Consider the following 19,995-nt stretch of genomic DNA (forward strand, 5'->3'; position numbering starts at 1 on the left):
TATCTTAAAAACAGGGGGTGTATTTATGAAAAAGTTTGTTTTGGGTATATTAGCACTTTTATTAGTTGTATCTAGTGTTTTTGCTGCATCAAATGATTTGGAAATTTTCAGTTGGTGGACTGGTGGTGGTGAAGAAGAAGGTTTAATGGCCTTATTTGCAAGATTTAATCAGTATTATCCAGATATCAATATTATTAATGCCGCTGTAGCTGGTGGTGCAGGAACAAATGCAAAAGCCGTTTTGAAAACACGTATGCTTGGAGGAAATCCTCCAGATTCTTTCCAGGTTCATGCTGGTATGGAATTGACTGATACTTATGTAATTCCTGGATTAATGGAACCATTGACAAATTATTTAAAAGAATGGGGAGTATATGATAAGTTCCCTAAAGATGTTATGAAAATAGTCAGCTATCAAGGTGAAGTTTATTCTATACCCGTAAATGTACATAGAGGGAATGTAGTATTTTATAACAAAAAAATATTCAAAAAATTAGGATTAACAAAGGAACCAACAACATGGGCTGAATTTTTTGATGCTTTAAAAAGAGCTCAAGCTGCTGGATATATTCCTTTAGCTTTAGGTGATAAAAACAAATGGACTACAACACATTTATTTGAAAATATTATGTTATCACTTTATGGTCCAGAAAGTTATAAGGGATTATTTGAAGGAAAAACTTCATTTAATTCGCCTGAAATGGAAATGTCTCTTGTTCTTTTAGAAAGATTAATACCTTTCTTTAATAGAGATCACTCTGCATTAACCTGGCAGGATGCTGGAAGGCTGGTTTTTGAAGGAAAAGCTTTATTTAATGTAATGGGCGATTGGGAAGAAGGTTATTTTAAAACTTTAGGTTGGACTCCTGGTGTCGATTTTGGTTGGTTTGCTCTTCCTGGAACATCTAATGCATTTATGTTTATTTCTGATACATTTGGGTTACCTAAAAATGCACCTCATAGGGAAAACGCATTAAAATGGTTAAAATTCATCTCTACAAAAGAAGCTCAGGATATTTTCAATCCTATAAAAGGATCTATCCCTGCAAGAATTGATGCAGATAAATCTAAATATGATGTATATTTGACATGGTCAATGAATGATTTCGCTACTGTATCTGTTGTACCTTCAATTATTCATGGGTCTGCTGCTCCAGAAGGTTTTGTTACAGGTTTAAATGATGCTCTTAATAGATTCCTTGTAAAGAAAAATATTTCCAATACATTAAGAGATATAATGTGGGCTGCTGAAGATGAAGGTTATGTAACTGAGTAATAATGTAAAACCCGGTTCTTAGAACCGGGTTTTATAAAATAAGGTGGTGAAAATATGAGCATTCAAAGAAGAAAATCTAAAATTGGCTTTTTTATTATACTTCCATCATTAATATTAATAGGTATATTTGTATATTATTTTATTTTTTTGACAATAAGAACGTCTTTTTCCAATTGGAATAGTTTTGGTAGTTTATTAAGGGGAATATATAAATTTGTTGGATTTAGAAATTATCAAAGAATTTTTATGGATGAACGTTTTCAAACAGATTTATGGAATACTTTATACTTTACACTCTTTTTTATTTTTGGTTCCATAAGTCTTGGACTGTTCCTGGCTAATATGATTGATAAAGGAATTAAAGGTTCAAGATTTTTTCAAAATTTATTTTTATTTCCTATGGCTATAGCTTTTGTTGTTACAGGAACAGTATGGAGCTGGATATTCGCTCCTGGAAATATTCCAAAAGACCCGCAGGGAATAAATTTATTATTAAAAATTTTCGGATTAGAAAATTTGCAATGGTTGTGGTATACCAGTTCCGAAAGTATTTATCACTTTAATTTTGCTTTAATACCTGTTATTATTGCAGCAATATGGCAAATGTCCGGTTATATTATGGCCATGTATTTAGCAGGTTTAAAAGCTATTCCAGAAGAAATACTGGAAGCAGCAAGGGTTGATGGAGCAAATGAAAATTATATATTCTGGAAAATAAAAATGCCTTTGCTAAAACCAATTACATTAAGTGCTATGATTGTTCTAGGACATGTATCTTTAAAAATTTTCGATTTAATATATGCCATGACAGGTAGCGGTCCAAATAATGTCACAGATGTTCCAGCTATTTATATGTTTGAATTGACATTTAGATCTAATAAATATGCTATGGGTTCTGCTATATCTGTTATTATGTTATTAATGGTTGCAATAATTATTATTCCATACCTTTATTATTCCCTTAGAAGGGGCGTGAGTTCATGACAAAAATTAAAATAACTATTTCATATATAATATTGATATTAGTATCTTTATTTTTTATTACGCCATTTTATGTCACTTTAATAACAAGTTTTAAACCATTAAGTGAAATTTCCATCGCTACTATGTGGAATTTCCCAAAACATTTTTCTTTTGACGGATTTATTGGTGCATTTAAGAAATTAGCTCCTAATATGAAAAATAGTTTTTATTTAACAATCCCGGCAACAATTATATCAGCTTTTTTAGGGTCTATAAATGGATTTGCTCTTTCTAAATTAAAATTTAAATTTTCAAATCTCATTTTTGCACTTATCTTATTCGGTATGTTTATCCCTTATCAAAGTGTTTTATTTCCTTTAATACAATTTTTTCAGAAAATTGGGCTATATGGCACAATTCCTGCGTTAATTATAATACATGTAATTTATGGTATACCAATCACAACACTTATGTTTAAAAATTATTATGAAGAAGTCCCTGATGAATTAATAGAAGCCTCTTCTATTGATGGTGCAAACCTATATGATGTTTATACAAAAATTTTATTGCCAATCTCACTACCAGGTTTTGTTGTCGTCGCTATCTGGCAATTTACAAATATATGGAATGAATTTCTGTTTGCAGTAACAGTTACCAGTAATCCTGCCAAACAACCTATAACCGTAGCTCTTGTTAACTTAGCAGGAAGTCAGGTTGTTGAATGGAACATACAGATGGCAGGTGCTTTGATTGCTGCCTTACCAACACTTATTGTATATATTGCACTTGGAAAATATTTTATAAAAGGTCTTTTAGCCGGGTCAGTAAAAGGATAGGTGGTTTTATGAATATATTTAATATAAAATATATCGATCATTTTTTAGAGATTAAAAATAACAATTATATACTTAGATTTTATATAGAAAAAATCCCCGAAGGATTTATTGTTAGAGGAAAAATAAAGGGAAAACCTGGTCGAATTGAAATTTTTAGAGATATTGGCGACAGATTTTTATTTATAAATAACTGGCAAAGTTCGGGAAGTTCAAAAGTTATTGATACAGATAAATATTATACATCTCATATGAAAAAGTCAAAATGTAGTGATCATATCTTTTCAGAATTAATTAAGGAAAGTATTGTTTCTGATTATTTTTTAGGTAAAAAAAATGCTTTATATGGATTTTTGACTTCAAAAATTGCACACCCATTTTTCATTATTAAAAACAACGAAATTATCGGATATCTTGATTATTTTGATAAAATTTTTGATGATTTTACAAATATTGAATCCTTTATTTATTTAGAAAATATGCCTTTAGAAAAACTTCTGGAAATTTATGCAGATTATGTAAAAGCTGAAAACAATATTAAATTTTCCAAATGGAAGCCTGTTGTATGGTCCTCTAAATATTTATATTTAAAAAAATTTAAATGGAATAATATTTTAAAAAATCTTGAATTATCAAAAGATTTTAAATATGATGTTTTTCAATTAGATGATTCATGGCAAAAAGATATTGGAGATTGGATACCTAAAGATTCATTTCCAAAAATTTCCGAAATATCTAAAACTATTAATAATTACGGATATATTACAGGTTTATGGTTAGCGCCATTTAGCATATCAGAGACATCAGAAATTTTCAAAAAACACAAAGAATGGTTAATAAAAGATGAAAATAATTTACCAAAAGTGGCTTATATTTATTTTAACAAAAAAATATATGCTTTAGATACAACTCACCCTGATGCACAAGAATATATCAAGAAAACATTTTTGTATTTAAAAAATAATGGAATACAATATTTTAAAATTGATTTTTTATTCTCTGGAGCTACTCCAGGAAAAAGATATTTAAATGTTACTCCTATTGAAGCCTATCATATTGGTATGAAAATTATAAAAGAAAGTTTAAAAGATAATTTTATTTTAGGCTGTAAAGCTCCCTTATTAACTTCATTTAATTATGTAGATGGAATGGAAATAGGAACATCGCCACATTGTAATATTGATGATTATGACTTTGTATACCCCTATGTTTATTCGTTAAAAAATACAATTTCTAAATTTTTCATAAATGAAAAATGGTGGTGGAATAATCCAAGTTGTTTATTATTAAACACAAAAAACTCCGGATTAAATAGTAAAATAGTTGAAATGTATGCTTATGTATCAAGTTTTTTAAATAATATGACTATACAATGTGATGATTTATCAAAAGAATTAAAAAAAGATATATATTTCAAAACTTTAAAGTTTAGAAATGGAACATATAGTGTTAAAGGATTAATGAATATTAATAATGAATACGAAATAATATCTTACTTACCATTTTATGGAAGAACAAATATAAAGATAAATTTAAACAATATTGAATATAAAATTTTTTCAGATATAGAATATCCAGAATTAGAAAAGACTATAAAATTAAAAAATGATAAAAGATTATTCTACTATTACAGCGAAAAGAGTGATAATAATGCTTGAAAGAAGATATAATCCCATTACTGATGAATGGGTAATGATATCCTCCTCAAGACAAAAAAGACCAAATCTTCCTAAAAATAGCTGCCCAATTTGTCCTGGGGCATTAGAGTTACCTGCTGAATATGATTTAGTAAGTTTTGAAAATAGATTTCCGGCATTAAAAAAAGATGCACCGGAAATTGAAAATAAAAGTAAAGTTCTAATTAAAGAGAAATCTCAAGGTTTTTGTGAAGTTATTGTATATACCAAAGAACATAATTCTGAGTTATCCAAAATGTCAATAAAGCAAATTGAAAAATTAATAAATATGTGGGCTGATAGAACTTTAACACTTTCAAAATATGACTTTATAAAATATATATTTATTTTTGAAAACAAAGGGAAAGAAGTTGGAGCTACTTTGCCACACCCTCACGGACAATTATATGCATTTCCTTTTTTGCCCCCAAGAATAAAAGCAAAAATGCAATCCATGAAAAAATGGTATGTTGAAAAGAAAACCTGTACTATATGTGAAATTATCAAAGAAGAAATTAAAATAAATGAAAGAATCATATATGACACAGAAAATTTTATTGCCTTAGTTCCTTTTTACGCTCGTTATCCATATGAAGTACACATTTATCCAAAAAGACATATTGAAACAATTTATGAATTATCAAACAAAGAAAAGAAAGAATTCGCCCTTGTTCTAAAAGTTATTACAAATAAATATAATAAATTATTTGATACTCCATTTCCTTATATGATGATGTTTTTTCAAAAACCTTTTAATATAAATAAGAGTACACATTTCTTTCATTTCCATGTAGAATTTATCTCTCCAATGAGAGGTCCGAATTTAATAAAATGGATTGCCAGTGTAGAAAGTGGAACATGGGCTTTTATAAACCCTGTTGATCCTGAAAAGGCGGCAGAACAATTGAAAAATATAAAGGTGGAGATAAAATGAAATATAGAGCTCCAGGAAGAATTAATATAATAGGAGAACATACTGATTATAATGATGGATATGTATTACCTTTTGCAATAAATAAATATATTTTTTTAGATATAAAAAAATCAGATAAATTTTTATTTCATTCAAAAAATTTAAATCAAGAAATATCCATAAACGAATTAAGAAAAACTAATACCTGGGCAGATTATATTATTGGTATTATACTAGAAATCAAAAAAAAGTATTCTGACATACCTCCTATGGAATTTTATATTGATTCAACATTACCAATTGGTGCAGGGCTTTCCAGTTCTGCTGCTCTGGAAATTGTTTCTGCATATGCCATTAATGACATATTTAATTTAAATTTAACAAAAGAAGAGATAGCAAAAATTTCATGGAAAGTTGAAAATCAATATATTGGTTTAAATTGCGGTATTATGGATCAATATGCTTCTGCTCTCTCAAAAGAAAAAAATGCTTTACTAATAGATACATTCACAAAAAAATATGAATATATCCCCTTAAATTTAAAAGATTATAATTTTTATATTATAAATTCCGGGGTGAAACATGAATTAGGAAACACAGAATACAATATTAGAAAAAAGCAATGTAATCTGGTACTTGAAAAATTAAACAAAAAAACTTTTAAAGATGTGTCATATGATGATCTATATTTTCTGGATAGTATTTTATATAAAAGGGCAAAACATATTCTTGACGAAAATAATAGAGTATTAAAAACTGTAGATGCTCTAAAAATGGGGAATATTGAAATTATAGGAGAATATTTATTTGAATCCCATGAAAGTTTAAAAAATTTATACGAAGTCTCCTGTGAAGAAATAGATTTTATCGTTGAATATTTAAAAAATAAAATATGCGGAGCTCGAATTGTTGGCGGTGGGTTTGGCGGTTCTGTTTTGATTCTTTCTAAAAAGAATAAAATCGAATACTATATTAATGATTTATCCTATCAATATGAAAAAAAATTTAACATAAAACTCCATTATTTTAAGGTAGAAAGTTCAAATGGTGTTGATAAAATTGAATAAATAATATATTCTAAAAAATTAAAGAGATAAGTATAGGTATCGCAACTGATAAAACTACTCCTTGTCCGAATCCTATTAATGTATTTTCTTTATTGGTACTTTTAGAAACTACCCCCAGTAACGTATCCATAGTTGTTGCACCACCTATAGAAATAGCTCCTAATTGTGAAAATTTTGAATAAATCGGAATTAAAATAATCCCTAACACTTCTCTTATAACATTTGCAGTAAAAGATACGGCTCCCAAAAATGGGGAGTGTAAGGAACTTATCATTATTCCAGATAAAGAATACCATCCCAAACCAGCTGAAGCACCTGCTGCTTCTTTAAATGTTAAATTAGTAAACAAAGAAACTAAACCTCCAAAAAAAAGGCTACCAACAATTATTAAAAATGATTGAATAAATATAGTTTTCAAACTCTTTTTTATTTTAAATAAAATATTTTCTTCAGATCCAATATCAACACCAACAGTAAAAACAAGCAACATTAATAACACAGTTATTAAATTTCCTGGAATACTAAATTTAAAAAAGTATCCACTTAAAATACCCATAATAACAGAACTAAGTAATAAAATCATTTACTATTCCCCCTAAAAAATTTTTCATATATTGTTGTTAAAACCACACTTCCAGCAATTGAAAATAAAGCTATATATAATGATAAATATCCTATTTCTGATAATTTTGATATTAAATCTTGATCTGAACCTATTTCAAACCCCATAAAAAATAACAATAGAACTGTAATATAGGTAACTGGTTTATATCTTTTTATAAACGATAACTTTCCTTTCATCCCTAAAAACATTCCAACCAAAAAAGATATTAATATTATCCATAGCATCATATCATCTCCTTGAATAGAAAAAACGGCAACCCTATTCCAAGGCTGCCAATAATAATTATATCATAAAATTCATATTATGTCAAGTTAATTTTTCTTGCTATAAAAACACTTTTTTTATGCCAGATATTGACTTTACAGTCAAATTATGGTATTATATAATTGATTAACATATATGAAATATTTTTCATGCTTTTTGTTATTTAAAACTATAAATAGTAATAAAATATATATAAATGCAATATTATTTTTTTTATTTTAATATGGAAGGAGTGGTTTTGTGGCAAGACAAAAGTGGGGTTCAAGGTGGGCGTTTGTTTTAGCTGCCATCGGGTCAGCTGCTGGATTAGGTAATGCATGGAGATTCCCTTATATGGCTTATTCAAATGGTGGCGGAGCTTTTTATATTCCATATTTCGTTGCTTTATTTTTAGCCGGTATTCCAATTTTGATGGCTGAATTTGGAATAGGTCAGGGTCTTCAAAGTAGTGCTCCAAAGGCTTTAGGGAAAATAACTAAAGGTGCTGAAGCAATTGGTTGGTGGGCTGTAATTACTGGAGCTATAATTACTTTTTATTATAATGTAATTATGGCATGGATATTTAACTATTTATATTTTTCATTAGGAACTGCGTGGAAAGATGATCCAAAGGGGTTTTTCTTTGGTGATTTCTTAAAATTAACCGATGGCCCAGGGCAACTCGGCGGATTGAGATGGCCTATTGTTATCGGACTTCTTATTTCATGGTTATGGATATATTTAATATTAAGAAAAGGTACAGAATCTGTTGGAAAAACAGTTATGTGGACAGTTCCATTACCAGTAATTTTATTATTACTTTTAGGAATTAGAGGCGTTACATTACCAGGAGCAGCTACAGGTTTAAATTTCTTATTTGAACCAAACTTTTCAAAATTAGGCGATCCAAGAGTTTGGGCTAATGCTTTTGGGCAAATTTTCTTCTCATTAAGTGTTGCATTTGGTATTATGATAGCATACGGAAGTTACAATGATAAAAAGAATGATGTTGCAAATAATGCTATTATTACTGCCCTTGGTAATTCTGCTACATCATTTTTAGCCGGTATCGCTGTATTCTCTGTTTTAGGTTATATGGCTCAACAAATGAGCGTACCTGTAGACAAAGTTGTTAGTGGTGGAGTTGGGTTGGCATTTGTTGTTTATCCACAGGCAATATCATTGATTCCCGGTGGAGTTATAGTTCAATCGATTATAGGTTTAGCTTTCTTCATAATGTTATTAACATTAGGAATTGATTCTGCCTTCTCTTTAGTAGAAGCTATAGAAGCTGCTGCTGGAGATAAATTCAAAGTTAATAAAAAATCATTTTTAATTGGATTCTCAATATTGGGCTTTATTTTTGGTCTTTTATTTGCAACTCAGGGTGGTTTGTATTGGTTAGATATTATAGATCATTTCATGGGTACATACGCATTATTGGTTGTTGGTATTTTAGAATCCATCATTATTGGTTGGGTATTAGGAGCAGAAAATCTGAGAGAATATATAAATTCAGTATCTGAAATAAAAATTGGCAAATGGTTTGATATTTCTTTAAAATACATTATCCCTATTGTATTAATTGCTATATTAGGGTTAAATATAGCAGATGAAATTAAGAATCCATATGGTGGTTATGAATCATGGGCACTAACTGTTGGCTTTATTATTTTCCTAATTGTACCAATAATAGCATTTATATTCTCAAAATTACCTTCAAAAGATGATAAATATAGTGAAAAAGTGACGAAAATTACTATTGAAGAAGAATAAGGGGGCTAAAATATGTCTGGAAGCGCTATATTCTTTATGATTTTTGCTGGAGTTGTATTATTTGGTGGTTTAGCATGGTCTTTAAATATTGCAGCAAAAGCAAATAAAAAATAATAAAAGCGATGCGTAAAGCATCGCTTTTATTCAATTTCGGAGATGATATCGTGAGGATTATCTGTTTAGAAAACAATTTTATTAGTTTGAAACTATTTCCTGATTTAGGAGCTAAAATTGCTTCTATTTTTTATAAACCACAGAGTTTTGAAGTTTTATTTAGAACTACTGAATATAAATTACCTAAATACGGAGATCCTTTTGAAAATTATGATACTTCAGGAATCGATGAAATGTTTCCAAACGTAGATAAAGGGAAATATCCATTTGAAGAATATTTCGGCGAAATTTTACCAGATCATGGAGAATTATGGTCTATTCCATGGAACTGTTATAAAAAAAATAATAATATTCATTGTGAAGTAATAAGCCCCAAATTTAATTATATTTTCAAACGAACAATCCACTTAGAAAAAAATAAAATTTTTTTGGCTTATTCTGTAAAAAATTTATCTAATAATATATTTAGAGGATTTTGGACATTTCACGGTTTAATCGCTATCGATGAAAATAGCGAAATAATATTAAACGTTAAAAAAGTTATAAATGTACATAAAAGCAAATTTCTTGGTAACGTGGAAAACATATGTTCTTACCCTGAATACAATAATTATAGATTAAATAAATTTTTACCAAAAAGCTCTAAAAATACTGAAAAATTCTATTTAATAGATAAAGTTACATCTGCTGGTTTAACTCTAAATAACAACAAATTATTATATACTATAGAATTCCCCGAAATTCCCTATTTAGGTATATGGAAAAATGAAGGTGGTTTCAAAAATCAATTTAATTGTGCTTTAGAACCATCTAATGGTTTTTATGATTCTCTAGAAATTGCAAAAAAATACCAAAAAATTCTCACTTTTCAGCCTTTTGAAGAAAAAAAATGGGATTTTAGAATAATATTAAATGATTAGACTATCAAAAAGGTAAATACTATCAGCTATATTTCTACAAACTCCAACGTTTTATTTCTTACAAAAAATGTAGAAATTATAAAATTTTGTGATATAATATAATTAGTTATACGAATAAAACATGGAGGTGATTGTATGAAAAATTTTGTTTTTTATAATCCTACAAAAATAATTTTTGGAGAAAATACTATAAGCAAAATTGGCGAGGAAATTAAAAAATTTGGTCTCAATAAAATTTTATTGCATTATGGAAGCGGCTCAATAAAAAGAAACGGTGTTTATGATCAGGTTATAAATTCTTTAAAAGAATATAATATTGAATGGATTGAAGTTTCTGGAGTAAAACCTAATCCAAGATTATCTAAGGTATATGAGGGTATAAAATTCGCAAAAGAACACAATGTTGATGGAATACTTGCAGTTGGTGGTGGTAGTGTAATAGATTCTGCAAAAGCTATAGCTGGTGGCTTTTATTATGATGGTGATATATGGGATGCATATTCAAAAAAATATATCATAAAAAAAGCTTTGCCTTTATTTAGTGTTTTAACATTATCAGCTACTGGTTCTGAAATGAATGGAAATTCAGTTATAACAAAAGAAGAAACCAAACAAAAATGGTCTACTCACTCTAAAGAATTATATCCAAAAGTATCCATTATAGATCCAACAGCCCAATATTCTCTACCAGAAAAACAAACCATTAATGGTGCTGTTGATGCTATTAGTCATGTTATGGAATATTATTTTGATGGAACTCCTGGAACAGAAATACAACATCAAATTGCAGAAGGAATTATTAGAACTGTAATAAAAAACACAGAAATTTTATTAGAAAATCCTAAAGACTATAATGCTCGTTCAAATCTTGCCTGGAGTGCAACTTTAGCATTAAATGGTCTTTTAAATGCAGGTTCATCAGGTGGTGATTGGGCAAGTCATGCACTTGAACATTCTGTCTCTGCTATTTTTGATATAGCCCATGGAGAAGGATTGGCAATTATTTTCCCTGCATGGTTAGAATATGTAAAAAATGACAACTTAGAAATATTTGATAGGTTTGCTAATGAAATATTCAATATTGACACAGGAAATGCTGCTATAGATGCTAATTTAGGTATTCAAGCATTAAAAGAATGGTATAAAAAAATAGGCCAACCAATATCATTAAAAGAGATAGGTGCAAAAGAAGAGGATATTGAAACACTTGTTAAAAATGCTGTTCAAATGGCGCCTATGGGAAAATTAAAAAAATTAGAAGAAAAAGATATTAGAGAAATTTATACTATAGCCTTTAAAAACAAGTGACGCAAGCGTCACTTGTTTTTATTTCTTTTTATATTCTTTATATATAATTTCTTACTTTATTATTAAAATAATTAATACTATGTGCTGACGCAAAACGTCTGTTGTTTTTATTTCTTTTTATTACAACGTATTTCTATTGTATAAATCTATTATTAATTTTACCTCTCCAGAACCTTTATCCAACATTTTGGCTATTTCATTTATACTCATTCCCCTATTATAATATTCTATAATTTTATCTTTTAATGAGTTTTCTTTCAATTCCTTATTCTTGGCTAATTGTTTTATCAACATTTCTTCATTTTGTCGGTTTCCAATATTTTCTTCTATTTGATCTGTTTGTGCTGTATAAGATTCTCTAAATGTATTTTGAAGATTATAATATTCATTGTTGACTCTTTTTTTATCTTCAATATCTGGCATTTCTACTTTTTTAGAATCCAAACTCGAAAAATGTGATTTTTCCTTTTTTATTCTTTCTACAGTTTTAACTCTCATCAATTCATCATTCTTTTTTTCCAGATCCGTAAGCATGGAAAATGATTTCATATAAGCTTCATCCGCATCTTTTATCAACTGATCCAATATTTCTATTTTATTATCAAGTGCTCGTAACCTCGAAGAAGTTATTTTTTGAAACCTTGCCAATAAAGTATTGGATTGATCCTCAATTGATGAATCAATCGAAATAGAAAAATTATTAAATTTTCTCCATAACGATATTATTAACGATAAATTTATCAAAGAAACGACTGATAAAATTATTAACCAAACAAAAATTATTAATGTTACCATATCTACTTCCTTTCTAATGTCACTTCAGGAAATTCTATTTCACCTGTATTTTTCCATAATAAGTAATTTTCCGTAATTTCTGTTGGATTTGGTATAACTTTGATAAAATCCCAATTTTCCGGTTTATATATATATAATGTTGCACTATTTAAATTTATTTTCTGATCATCTAAAGAAAATTCATATTCATTATTACCTTTTTTTTGAATAAATCCTTTAATTTCAGATTTTTCTATAACATTAATTTTATAACCATCACTAACCGATACTGTTGATTGAACACTGATTAATTCAAACATTCTTCCAGTTTTTTTGGTCAAATTAGAAATGAAATCTTCATATACCTTTCTTTTTTCAGAATCTGGTTTTTTATAACTTTCTAATAACTTATTATATGATTTTTCATCTTTAGCCTGAACCGTTACTTTTGATAACATAATAACATTTCCATTATCCTGAATATAATAATAATTATCATTGTTAATTATATCAAAATCTATCCTTGCATTTTTAGCCATAAAATAATTAAAAATACCTATACCAACTATAAATATTAAAGCAAAAATAATAAAATTAGATGAGTTCCTCTTTTGTTGTCCTTCCGCCATTTAAATTCCTCCTTGAATTTTTATATTTTCTTATTATATAATACCACAAAATGTGGTAAAATTAAAGGAGTATTCATGAAAAAGGAGGAGTTGTATGAGAATATTAAGTGGTATGCGTGCAACTGGAAAATTGCATCTTGGACATGTGTTAGTTTTAGAAGATTGGAAAAAATTGCAGGATGACGGTAATGAAACATTCTTTTTCGTTGCTGACTGGCACGCTTTAACTACTCATAAAGAAGAGAGTAACATTATATATCAATCAACACTTGATATAGTTAGAGGATATTTAGCTGCAGGTATAGATCCAGAAAAGTCTGTTATTTTTGTTCAATCTGCTATTAAAGAACATGCTGAACTATATTTATTATTTAATATGTTAGTTTCTGTAAGCAGATTGGAAAGGATTCCTACATACAAAGATTTAAAAGAAAATTTAGAAAACAGAGATCTTTCAACTGCAGGATTTTTAACTTATCCTGTATTACAAACTGCAGACATTCTGATTTATAAAGCAACTGGTGTTCCTGTAGGCGAAGACCAGGTATATCACATTGAATTAAGCCGTGAAATTGCAAGACGATTTAATAATCTATACAAAGAAATATTCCCGGAACCAAAACCACTTGTTACAAGGATTCCTAAACTTCCTGGAACAGATGGAAGGAAAATGTCAAAAAGTTATGGGAATATTATAATGATAGATGAAAATTCAGAAAGTTTAAAAAAGAAAATTATGCCAATGATGACAGATCCAGCGAGAATGAGAAGAACTGATCCTGGAGATCCAGAAAAATGTCCAGTATGGGATTATCATAAAGCTTTTACGCATAAAAATCAAGAATTAAATTGGGTAGCAAATGGTTGTAAAACCGCCGATATTGGTTGTGTTCAATGTAAAAAATTACTACTAAAAAATATGGAAGAAAGATTAAAACCTATATGGGAAAAATATAGTAAAATATCAGATAAAGATGTTTTAAACGTTATACATGAAGGAAATAAAAAAGCTTCAAATATTGCCCAAAAAACGCTTGCCGAAGTGCGGGAGGCTATGAATCTCAGGTGGTGATTTAAATGTTTTCCGATTTAAACATTGAATTAGATATATTTTCAGGTCCTTTTGAAACGCTTGTTCAACTGATTAAAGATAAAAAAATCCCTGTAAGATTATTATCTGTATCAAAAATAGCCAGTATATTCAATGAATATATTGAAAAAAATTATGATAATCTTGATGATATCGGCGAATTTCTGAGAATAGCATCTTATCTTACATTATTAAAATCAAAAGAACTACTTCCACGTTCTGATGAAAACAAAGAATTCACACGAGAAAGAAATACTTTATACAATATAATTGAAGATTATGAAAAAATAAAAGAAACTATGCAAATTTTACAAAAAGATTTTGGAAAAAATACAACGAAAAAATCAGTAAAAATCAAAACTTCACGTTTTGATAAAGATAAAATCCATAAACAACTGGAATTATATATGTATGATTATCTACAAATACAACAAAAATTGGAAATATTAAAAGAGAGTTTTACTGTTGAAGAAGCCGTAGAAGAGTTAAAAAACAAAGATAGATTCACAATAAAGGAACTATATGTAATCGCAAATCATGAACGCTTACGATTTATTGTATATTTTCTTGCCTCTTTAATGCTGGTTAGAAATGGGTTACATTATATAACGGATAATTATGAATTTATAAAAAATACAGAAGAGGTGTCTGTAAATGAAAAATAAACACCTTATACCAATAATTGAAGCAATGCTTTTTTCAAAACCTTCTGGATTTAGTTCAAAGGAAATATCTGAAAAATTAAATGAACCAGAAGAAAAAATTAATTCTATACTTATTGATATATGGGAACATTATAATTCCGAAATACATGGTATAGAATTAGAAAATTTTGAGGGTAAATATAGATTTACAATAAAAAATGAAATAAAAAGTATATTGAATCCAAAACCAAGAGTTTTTTCTCTTACTGAATCACAATTTGAAATATTGGCAATATTATTGTTAAATGGACCTTCTTCAACTACAGAAATAGAAAAATCAAGAGGAAAATCATCGTATCATCAAATAAAAAAGCTTTTAGAAATGGGATTAATTATAAAAAAAAGAAAAGAAAATGCGAAAAATAGATATTTATACGCTCTTTCTGAAATGTTTTTTGAATTATTACCGGAAAAAACTATAAATAAATTAAGAGGTGCTAAAATTGATAAAACTTCAAACGTTTCTTCAAAAAATAGGTGAAGGCTCAAGAAGAGAAATTGGAAATTTAATTATATCTGGAAAAGTTAAAGTAAATGGTGAAATAATACGAGAACCATGGTTCAAAGTTGTAGAAGAGGATATTATTGAAATAAATAACAAAAAAATTCATGTCAAAGATAAAATTGAAGAAGCGGAAAATTATGTTTATTATTTAATTCATAAACCAGTTGGATATTTATCAGCATTGAAGGATGATAGAGGAAGAAAAACAATAACCGATTTAATAAAAAATAAAATTAAAGAAAAGGTTTTTCATGTAGGAAGATTGGATTATAATACCTCTGGATTAATGTTACTCACAAATGATGGAGACCTTGCTAACTTACTTCTTCATCCAAAAAGAAAAATTTATAAAACATATAAAGTTTTAATAAACAAACACATAAAAGAAAAGGATTTAAAAATTCTAGAAAATGGAATTTTAATTGAAGGTGGCTATAAAACTCAACCAGCAACTATTGAAAAGGTTCAAAAAAAAGGTAAATATTCAGAAATAACTTTAAGCATACATGAAGGTAAAAAAAGGCAAATTAGATTAATGTTTAAAGCTCTGGGATATAATGTAATTAAATTAAAAAGAATTAAATTTGGTCCATGGAATATTAGCGAGGTTAAAAATCCTGGAGATATAAAAAAATTAAATTCAGAAGATATTAAAAAATTAAAGGATTACTTAAAAAGCAGAAGCTAATGCTTCTGCTTTTTAATATTCTGTCTAATTTCACTTGATAAAACCAATTAATAACAAATTATTTTAATCAAAGCAAAATTATAATAAATGTTTCAATAAAATTTTTCAAGTATTTTTAGAAAGAACCATTTTTAATTTGAGAATAATTTAAACTTCTACCTTTTTTATTCCTCTTGACAGATAAAAATTTTGTGTTATAATTAAATAAAAGCGATAAAGTTTAAAAATCTCCTTTTTTTATACAAAAATAATGCGGGGGTGGTTATGACATGGGAACAATGTTAAATGAAGAAATATTAAAAATAGTAAATGCTGAACATCACGATCCATTTTCAATATTGGGAATACACAAATTAAATGAAAAGGAAATGGTTATTAGAACTTTTCATCCTTTTGCTAAATCAATTGAAATAATAAACCTAAATACAAAAACTAAAAGAAGATACAAAATGGAAAAGATTCATCCTGATGGGTTATTTGAAAAGGTTTTAAAAAGAAAAACTTTTTTCAAATATGAATTTGAATATAAGGATAATAATGATAATGTATGGCGTTCAAGAGATCCATACAGTTTCTTACCAATTATTTCAGACTATGATTTATATCTTTTTAATGAAGGAAATAATCACAAAATTTATGAAAAACTGGGTGCTCATCCTATGAAAATTGACGGGACAAAAGGTACTTATTTTGCCATATGGGCCCCAAATGCTAAAAGAGTTAGTGTGGTTGGCAATTTCAATAATTGGGATGGTAGAGTTCATCAGATGAGAGTCCTGGGATCATCCGGCGTATGGGAAATATTTATCCCTTTAGTTCAGGAAGGGGATATATATAAATTTGAAATAAAGACAAAAGACAATAATATACTTTTAAAATCAGACCCTTATGCTTTTTATACTGAAATGAGACCAAAAAATGCTTCTATCGTTTATGATTTTCACAAAAAGCATGAATGGAAAGATAAAGCCTGGTTGGAAAGACGAAGAAAAACAAATTGGTTTGAACAACCTATTTCTATATATGAAGTACATCTTGGGTCATGGAAAAAGAAAAATGAAGATGATTTTCTAAATTATAGAGAATTAGCACATGAATTAGCAGAATATGTTAAAAAGCATAATTATACTCATATTGAAATTTTACCTGTTTTAGAACACCCTTTAGATGAATCATGGGGATATCAGGTAACTGGATATTTTTCTCCTACCAGCAGACATGGAAAACCTGAAGATTTTATGTATTTTATAGATTATATGCATCAAAATAATATAGGAGTTATTCTTGATTGGGTTCCCGGGCATTTTCCAAAAGATATTCACGGACTCGGAAAATTTGATGGAACAGCACTTTATGAACATATGGATCCAAGACTTGGAGAACACCCTGATTGGGGAACATATATTTTTAATTATGGCAGAAATGAAGTAAAAAACTTTTTAATTTCAAATGCATTATACTGGCTGGATAAATTTCATATTGATGGTTTAAGAGTTGATGCTGTTGCTTCAATGCTATATTTAGATTTTAGCAGGAAAGATGGCGAATGGGTACCTAACAGATACGGTGGAAGAGAAAATCTTGAAGCAATAGAATTCATAAAATATTTCAATACTATTACACATCAATATTTCCCGGGAATTTTAACTATAGCCGAAGAATCCACAGCATGGCCCGGAGTAACAAAACCCGTTGATTTTAGTGGTCTTGGTTTTTCAATGAAATGGAATATGGGATGGATGAACGATTCTTTAAGATATATAAGTAAGGACCCTTTATATAGAAAATACCATCATAATGATCTTACTTTTTCCATGGTATATGCTTATGCAGAAAATTACATTCTTGTATTATCACATGACGAGGTAGTCCATGAAAAAGGTTCTATGATAAATAAAATGCCTGGCGATTACTGGCAAAAATTTGCTAATTTAAGACTGTTTTATTCTTATATGTTTGCCCATCCAGGGAAAAAATTATTATTTATGGGAAATGATATCGGACAATTTAATGAATGGAATTGCAAAAAATCTTTAGATTGGAATTTATTGGAATTTGATTCACATAAAAAATTACTTCAATTAGTAACCGATTTAAATAACTTATATCAAAATAATCTAGCATTATATGAATTAGACCATTCACCAGATGGATTCGAATGGATAGATTATAACGACAAAGAAAATAGTGTCATTTCCTTTATAAGAAAAGGAAAAAATCATGAAGAAATGATACTTGCCATATTCAATTTCACTCCAGTTATAAGATATAATTATCGCATAGGTGTTCCAAGAGATGGTTTTTATAAAGAAATACTAAATACAGATTCTGAAATCTACTGGGGAAGCAATGTAGGAAATCAAGGTGGAGTTTATGCTGAAAAAATCCCTTTTCATAATAGAGAATATTCTATAAATTTAACCTTACCTCCTTTAGCTGGAATATATTTCAAATGGGAGAAAAAATAGATAAATAAGCCTTGCAAAAGCAAGGCTTATTTTATTAATAAAATCATTATATCATTTACATTTGTCCCTGTTGGACCAAGTTTTAACAATGAATTAGCTTCATTTAACCCATTATATGTATCATTATTTTCAAGAAAAATTAGAGGATCTAATCCTTTTTCTTTAATTTTCTTTATCGTATTTCCGTTAACAATTCCGCCAGCGGCATCAGTTGGACCATCTGTTCCATCTGTTCCAATTGATGCAAATATAATATTTCTTTTTCCTTCTATTTCCAGAGCAAATGAATACGACAATTCTTGATTTCTTCCTCCTAATCCATTCCCTTTTACAGTTACAACTGTTTCCCCGCCAGCGATAATCGCACATGGTGGTTTTACTGGTTCATTTGAATCAATAATTTCTTTAGCTATTGATGCAAAAAGCTTCCCAGCTTCCTTAGCTTCGCAATTTAATGTAGTTGTTAATAATAAAGTATTGTATCCTATATCTTTTGCTTTTTTTATTGCTGAATTACAGGCTACATTTACACTACCAATTATAATATGTTCTGTATTGTCTATTTTCTTCGGCGTTTCTTTTATAAGGGCTTTTTTAATTTTATCATTTACTACTATATTGTATTTTTTTAATATTTTAAAAATATCCTCTGTAGTTGTTTCATCAATATAAGCGGGGCCAGAAGCTATGCTATCAATCTTATTTCCCAATACATCTGACAACACTAATGCATATACTTTTTTTGGTGATATCAAAGATGCAAATTTCCCTCCCTTTACCATTGACATCCTTTTTCTTATTGCATTGATTTCAACTATACTTGCTCCAGATTTTAATAACTTTTCTGTCATTTTTTGAATATCCTCAAGATTTATATTTTCTTCAGGAAGTTCAAACAAAGCTGATCCACCACCAGATATCAAAAATAATATTTCATAATTATTATCTAAATTTTTTATCATTTCTATAGCTCTTTTTGTAGCTTTTATCGAATTATTATCTGGGATAGGATGTCCCGCTTCGTATATTTCTATATTGTCAATATTTCCCATACTATGCTTATACTTTGTTATAACTATTCCTTTTTCTATTTTATTTCCCAATTCTTCTTTTGCCGCTTTTGCCATTCTCCACGCTGCTTTTCCAATCGAGATTAAAAATATTTTATTTCCAATATTTAACTTTTTTATATTATTTTTCACAGCATTTTCAGGCAAAACAGATTCAACTGAGTAATTTATTATTTCCTTTAAATCATTTGCTAATAAATTATCGATAATATCTCCTCCTTTCAAAATTACACTTGGATTTTTTGTGCTCTTCAATACTCTGTAATTATAACATAAAAAACATAATATATCCCTAGACGTGATTATAGTTGAAAAACGTTTCTTTCAAAAATAGGTGAAAATGGTTTATATAT

General features: G+C 28.3%; 20 protein-coding genes. 15 read left to right on the forward strand and 5 right to left on the reverse strand.

What is annotated here, in order from left to right; genetic code table 11:
• The first annotated feature begins 25 nt into the window (after nucleotides 1-25).
• From XO12_RS01725 to XO12_RS01750, 6 genes are read left to right on the forward strand one after another with little or no spacing between them, the layout of a single operon-like run.
• A complete protein-coding gene (locus XO12_RS01725; protein WP_047265253.1) occupies nucleotides 26-1,276 on the forward strand; it encodes an ABC transporter substrate-binding protein in 1,251 nt (416 codons plus the stop codon).
• A gap of 54 nt (nucleotides 1,277-1,330) precedes the next feature.
• Complete coding sequence (locus tag XO12_RS01730; RefSeq protein ID WP_175419572.1) at nucleotides 1,331-2,260, forward strand: carbohydrate ABC transporter permease; 930 nt, start codon at nucleotides 1,331-1,333, stop codon at nucleotides 2,258-2,260.
• A complete protein-coding gene (locus tag XO12_RS01735) occupies nucleotides 2,257-3,075 on the forward strand; it encodes a carbohydrate ABC transporter permease (protein WP_047265252.1) in 819 nt (272 codons plus the stop codon). Before XO12_RS01730 ends, XO12_RS01735 begins: the two co-directional genes overlap by 4 nt.
• Before the next feature lie 8 nt (nucleotides 3,076-3,083).
• Entirely contained in the window at nucleotides 3,084-4,730 is a 1,647-nt protein-coding gene (locus XO12_RS01740; RefSeq protein ID WP_052913139.1) for a glycoside hydrolase family 36 protein, read from the forward strand.
• Nucleotides 4,723-5,682: a galactose-1-phosphate uridylyltransferase gene (gene galT, locus XO12_RS01745; protein ID WP_047265251.1), complete on the forward strand. Its 960-nt coding sequence runs from the start codon at nucleotides 4,723-4,725 to the stop codon at nucleotides 5,680-5,682. Before XO12_RS01740 ends, galT begins: the two co-directional genes overlap by 8 nt.
• Nucleotides 5,679-6,728 (forward strand): galactokinase, encoded by a 1,050-nt coding sequence (locus XO12_RS01750; protein ID WP_047265250.1) that lies wholly within the window; start codon nucleotides 5,679-5,681, stop codon nucleotides 6,726-6,728. Before galT ends, XO12_RS01750 begins: the two co-directional genes overlap by 4 nt.
• A gap of 10 nt (nucleotides 6,729-6,738) precedes the next feature.
• Here the strand turns inward: XO12_RS01750 and XO12_RS01755 are convergent, their stop codons facing one another.
• Together XO12_RS01755 and XO12_RS01760 are read right to left on the reverse strand one after the other, a co-directional pair.
• Nucleotides 6,739-7,311 carry a lysine exporter LysO family protein gene (locus XO12_RS01755; protein ID WP_047265249.1) on the reverse strand — a complete coding sequence of 191 codons (573 nt, stop codon included), beginning with the start codon at nucleotides 7,309-7,311 and terminating at the stop codon, nucleotides 6,739-6,741.
• Entirely contained in the window at nucleotides 7,308-7,577 is a 270-nt protein-coding gene (locus tag XO12_RS01760; RefSeq protein ID WP_047265248.1) for a LysO family transporter, read from the reverse strand. The genes XO12_RS01755 and XO12_RS01760 overlap by 4 nt, the downstream gene beginning before the upstream one ends.
• A 280-nt stretch (nucleotides 7,578-7,857) precedes the next feature.
• On the opposite strand from XO12_RS01760, the gene XO12_RS01765 reads away from it, so the two are divergent.
• The 4 genes from XO12_RS01765 (at nucleotide 7,858) to XO12_RS01780 (ending at nucleotide 11,714) form a co-directional block, all read left to right on the forward strand.
• Nucleotides 7,858-9,372, forward strand: coding sequence for a sodium-dependent transporter (locus XO12_RS01765; protein ID WP_047265247.1), 1,515 nt, complete (start codon nucleotides 7,858-7,860; stop codon nucleotides 9,370-9,372).
• A 12-nt stretch (nucleotides 9,373-9,384) separates the two neighbouring features.
• Entirely contained in the window at nucleotides 9,385-9,486 is a 102-nt protein-coding gene (locus XO12_RS01770) for a MetS family NSS transporter small subunit (RefSeq protein WP_156166120.1), read from the forward strand.
• Between the two features lie 50 nt (nucleotides 9,487-9,536).
• Nucleotides 9,537-10,406 carry a hypothetical protein gene (locus tag XO12_RS01775; protein WP_047265246.1) on the forward strand — a complete coding sequence of 290 codons (870 nt, stop codon included), beginning with the start codon at nucleotides 9,537-9,539 and terminating at the stop codon, nucleotides 10,404-10,406.
• A 135-nt stretch (nucleotides 10,407-10,541) separates the two neighbouring features.
• On the forward strand, nucleotides 10,542-11,714 hold the full coding sequence (locus tag XO12_RS01780) for an iron-containing alcohol dehydrogenase (RefSeq protein ID WP_175419574.1): 1,173 nt from the start codon (nucleotides 10,542-10,544) through the stop codon (nucleotides 11,712-11,714).
• A 120-nt stretch (nucleotides 11,715-11,834) separates the two neighbouring features.
• Here XO12_RS01780 and XO12_RS01785 read toward each other — a convergent pair whose 3' ends face one another.
• Nucleotides 11,835-12,509: a hypothetical protein gene (locus XO12_RS01785; RefSeq protein WP_175419575.1), complete on the reverse strand. Its 675-nt coding sequence runs from the start codon at nucleotides 12,507-12,509 to the stop codon at nucleotides 11,835-11,837.
• Between the two features lie 2 nt (nucleotides 12,510-12,511).
• The gene (locus XO12_RS01790) at nucleotides 12,512-13,117 is read right to left on the reverse strand and encodes a DUF4897 domain-containing protein (protein ID WP_047265243.1); all 606 of its coding nucleotides are present in this window, start codon (nucleotides 13,115-13,117) and stop codon (nucleotides 12,512-12,514) included.
• A gap of 94 nt (nucleotides 13,118-13,211) precedes the next feature.
• On the opposite strand from XO12_RS01790, the gene trpS reads away from it, so the two are divergent.
• The 5 genes from trpS to glgB all read left to right on the forward strand — a co-directional run bounded on the left by trpS (nucleotide 13,212) and on the right by glgB (nucleotide 18,572).
• On the forward strand, nucleotides 13,212-14,189 hold the full coding sequence (gene trpS / locus XO12_RS01795; protein WP_175419576.1) for a tryptophan--tRNA ligase: 978 nt from the start codon (nucleotides 13,212-13,214) through the stop codon (nucleotides 14,187-14,189).
• A 5-nt stretch (nucleotides 14,190-14,194) separates the two neighbouring features.
• Complete coding sequence (locus tag XO12_RS01800) at nucleotides 14,195-14,872, forward strand: ScpA family protein (protein WP_047265241.1); 678 nt, start codon at nucleotides 14,195-14,197, stop codon at nucleotides 14,870-14,872.
• Nucleotides 14,862-15,392 carry an SMC-Scp complex subunit ScpB gene (locus XO12_RS01805; protein ID WP_047265240.1) on the forward strand — a complete coding sequence of 177 codons (531 nt, stop codon included), beginning with the start codon at nucleotides 14,862-14,864 and terminating at the stop codon, nucleotides 15,390-15,392. The genes XO12_RS01800 and XO12_RS01805 overlap by 11 nt, the downstream gene beginning before the upstream one ends.
• Nucleotides 15,355-16,104 (forward strand): pseudouridine synthase, encoded by a 750-nt coding sequence (locus tag XO12_RS01810; protein ID WP_047265239.1) that lies wholly within the window; start codon nucleotides 15,355-15,357, stop codon nucleotides 16,102-16,104. The genes XO12_RS01805 and XO12_RS01810 overlap by 38 nt, the downstream gene beginning before the upstream one ends.
• Nucleotides 16,105-16,373: 269 nt before the next feature.
• A complete protein-coding gene (glgB, locus tag XO12_RS01815) occupies nucleotides 16,374-18,572 on the forward strand; it encodes a 1,4-alpha-glucan branching protein GlgB (protein ID WP_175419577.1) in 2,199 nt (732 codons plus the stop codon).
• Nucleotides 18,573-18,598: 26 nt separating this feature from the next.
• Here glgB and XO12_RS01820 read toward each other — a convergent pair whose 3' ends face one another.
• Complete coding sequence (locus tag XO12_RS01820) at nucleotides 18,599-19,852, reverse strand: glycerate kinase (RefSeq protein ID WP_175419594.1); 1,254 nt, start codon at nucleotides 19,850-19,852, stop codon at nucleotides 18,599-18,601.
• Nucleotides 19,853-19,995 lie beyond the last annotated feature (143 nt).

It is taken from the genome of Marinitoga sp. 1154, from assembly GCF_013363285.1.
Taxonomy (GTDB): domain Bacteria; phylum Thermotogota; class Thermotogae; order Petrotogales; family Petrotogaceae; genus Marinitoga.

Coding starts and splice junctions, on each gene's coding strand:
- XO12_RS01725 (WP_047265253.1), top strand. CDS start 26: ATGAAAAAGTTTGTTTTGGGTATATTAGCACTTTTATTAGTTGTATCT.
- XO12_RS01730 (WP_175419572.1), top strand. CDS start 1,331: ATGAGCATTCAAAGAAGAAAATCTAAAATTGGCTTTTTTATTATACTT.
- XO12_RS01735 (WP_047265252.1), top strand. CDS start 2,257: ATGACAAAAATTAAAATAACTATTTCATATATAATATTGATATTAGTA.
- XO12_RS01740 (WP_052913139.1), top strand. CDS start 3,084: ATGAATATATTTAATATAAAATATATCGATCATTTTTTAGAGATTAAA.
- galT (WP_047265251.1), top strand. CDS start 4,723: ATGCTTGAAAGAAGATATAATCCCATTACTGATGAATGGGTAATGATA.
- XO12_RS01750 (WP_047265250.1), top strand. CDS start 5,679: ATGAAATATAGAGCTCCAGGAAGAATTAATATAATAGGAGAACATACT.
- XO12_RS01755 (WP_047265249.1), bottom strand. CDS start 7,311: ATGATTTTATTACTTAGTTCTGTTATTATGGGTATTTTAAGTGGATAC.
- XO12_RS01760 (WP_047265248.1), bottom strand. CDS start 7,577: ATGCTATGGATAATATTAATATCTTTTTTGGTTGGAATGTTTTTAGGG.
- XO12_RS01770 (WP_156166120.1), top strand. CDS start 9,385: ATGTCTGGAAGCGCTATATTCTTTATGATTTTTGCTGGAGTTGTATTA.
- XO12_RS01780 (WP_175419574.1), top strand. CDS start 10,542: ATGAAAAATTTTGTTTTTTATAATCCTACAAAAATAATTTTTGGAGAA.
- XO12_RS01785 (WP_175419575.1), bottom strand. CDS start 12,509: ATGGTAACATTAATAATTTTTGTTTGGTTAATAATTTTATCAGTCGTT.
- XO12_RS01790 (WP_047265243.1), bottom strand. CDS start 13,117: ATGGCGGAAGGACAACAAAAGAGGAACTCATCTAATTTTATTATTTTT.
- trpS (WP_175419576.1), top strand. CDS start 13,212: ATGAGAATATTAAGTGGTATGCGTGCAACTGGAAAATTGCATCTTGGA.
- XO12_RS01800 (WP_047265241.1), top strand. CDS start 14,195: ATGTTTTCCGATTTAAACATTGAATTAGATATATTTTCAGGTCCTTTT.
- XO12_RS01805 (WP_047265240.1), top strand. CDS start 14,862: ATGAAAAATAAACACCTTATACCAATAATTGAAGCAATGCTTTTTTCA.
- glgB (WP_175419577.1), top strand. CDS start 16,374: ATGGGAACAATGTTAAATGAAGAAATATTAAAAATAGTAAATGCTGAA.